Source organism: Thermodesulfovibrio sp. 1176, assembly GCF_029946585.1.
Lineage (GTDB): Bacteria > Nitrospirota > Thermodesulfovibrionia > Thermodesulfovibrionales > Thermodesulfovibrionaceae > Thermodesulfovibrio.
The window spans coordinates 1-1,942 of the sequence record NZ_JARZRZ010000013.1 but is presented as its reverse complement, the minus strand read 5'-3'; the positions used below and the strand labels follow the sequence as shown (position 1 = coordinate 1,942).

At 34.4% G+C, this 1,942-nt stretch carries 4 protein-coding genes; all 4 read right to left on the bottom strand.

All coding sequences use genetic code 11. The features are described from left to right. Positions 1-305 (bottom strand): hypothetical protein (locus QI155_RS10930; RefSeq protein ID WP_281321672.1); only part of this gene is annotated, 305 nt, incomplete at its 3' end. Between the two features lie 21 nt (positions 306-326). Then, on the bottom strand, positions 327-932 hold the full coding sequence (locus QI155_RS10925; protein ID WP_281321671.1) for an OmpA family protein: 606 nt from the start codon (positions 930-932) through the stop codon (positions 327-329). Between the two features lie 56 nt (positions 933-988). Next, positions 989-1,318, bottom strand: coding sequence for a hypothetical protein (locus QI155_RS10920; protein WP_281321670.1), 330 nt, complete (start codon positions 1,316-1,318; stop codon positions 989-991). A gap of 22 nt (positions 1,319-1,340) precedes the next feature. Further along, a partial coding sequence (locus QI155_RS10915) for a type-F conjugative transfer system pilin assembly protein TrbC (RefSeq protein WP_281321669.1) occupies positions 1,341-1,942 on the bottom strand: 602 nt, incomplete at its 5' end.

Here is a 1,942-nt window from a genome sequence, read left to right as displayed (position 1 = left end):
TAAAAAAGCAACCCTAAAGATGTTGTAATAGCATCTGCTTTTAAAATAGCTGCTCCACCAAGCACACATGGAACTGCTGACATAACTCTGCCGCCTATTGCGTTTACTGCACCAAGCACTATAGCAGCACCACCGCACACAAACCCAATAGGACCTTTAAGAATCTTGTTAATCGCAATATCATAAACATCATATGCAAAACTTCCAGAACTTGGTGCAGATATAGCCTGTGCAGCTACCGGCACAAGAAACATTATCGCCCATACTACCACTATAGCTCCAAGTAAAACCTTTGTTCTGTTCATGCTACAAACCTCCTTTTGTTGTTATTGAAATTTTATTACTGCTTTCCTGTTAAGTCTTAATTCTTTTTCTTTGCCTGTCTCTCCCATTCCAACCACTTCTCCAATTGCTACTCCACGCTTCTGAAGATAATTTGCCACTGCCTTTGCCCTTCTTTTAGACAACTTTTTGTTATGGTCTGCCTTACCTATAAGACAAGCATAACCATAAATATTTGCTATCTCACCTCCTTTAAGTTGAATATTGTTTAAAACATTTATCTGGTCACTCCTCAGTTTTGCACTGTTAAAATCAAAAAATACCGTGTAGTTAGAGGGCGACTCCCCTTTTTCAACCACTATTGCTTTTTCTGTTTTAAATCCTTCCTTGTCTTTAGGTAATTCTGGCTTATTTTCTTCTATTGAAGAAACCATTATTGATATTATTGGTTTTTTTACGCTGACCGCAGGAAGCTCTTGAAATAAAACAAGGGGCTCACTCTGTTTTTGAGAAATTACATACATGTAGTCTGTTGCATAAGTCACTATATCACTTTTGTAAACATTTTCATCATAGTTAACCCATAAAACATCTGCATTAATATTTGCTGTTGTTAAAACCAATAAAACAAATATTAACAATATTTGCATAACACACCTTCCTATTTTTTTATCAATAAAATATTACCCCGCAAATTTATCTTCTTCTATATATAGGGTACATTCAAGTTTCCTTCTTCCCATGCATAAATTGTAATAGCATTATTTTTGAAAACTTTGCATTTAGCTTGTAAAAATATATTTGCTCTAAGATGAGATAGTATGCTTTCATTTCCACTCCAGCCACCTGTATAAAAATACCAGGCTTTTTCTATGTTTTTAGAACGATGACAGAAATCACTTCCCCAGTGCCATGCTCTTTGAACTAAAGAAAAAAGTTGCAATATATCGTTTTCATTATCAATTTTTATATTCTTAATATAATTAAGAAAATCCTCTGTCGAGTAGCTATCATTATCTAAAATTTCAATATTCATCTTTTTTATGCCTCACTAAAGCTTAGTTTAATTTTTTTCTACCTGATTTCTCTTCTATGAGCTTTAAATGATAATCAAGGGAAACATCTCCGTAGGATACCCAGAAATTTCCTATTTTAACACTGCTTAATCCTTCAGATAGACCTTCTATATTTTGTAAACCCTTTACATATACAACAGCAGGAACTTTTGTAATTTCGTATTTTCTATAGAGAAATGGGTCTATCAGTATTTTTACTCCATACATTTCACACTGTCCTTCACAAAGGGGGTTTTTTTTCAATAAATTATTTGCCCATACTGCTGTAGGCATAATCTGCTTTATTCCACCAATTGCTCCTCTTAATACCAGATAAATGTTGTTGCCAATTTTACCTGCATCTCTGATATAGTTTCTTATTGTCTGCTCTGGCATAGAGGAAGAAATAAATATGTATATCCTTTCATCATCTGAAAGAATACCTTTTCTGGGCTTGTAAGCAGAATAATATCTTTCTACAGGGTCTGTTTGAGAGGATTGCCCGCCAAGAAGCAGGTTCAGGTCTTTTTTGAATGCTTCTACCTGTGCCTTAAATTCAGGAGACTGAGAGTATTCATAAGCCTTTTTGGCTTCTTTTTCCACTT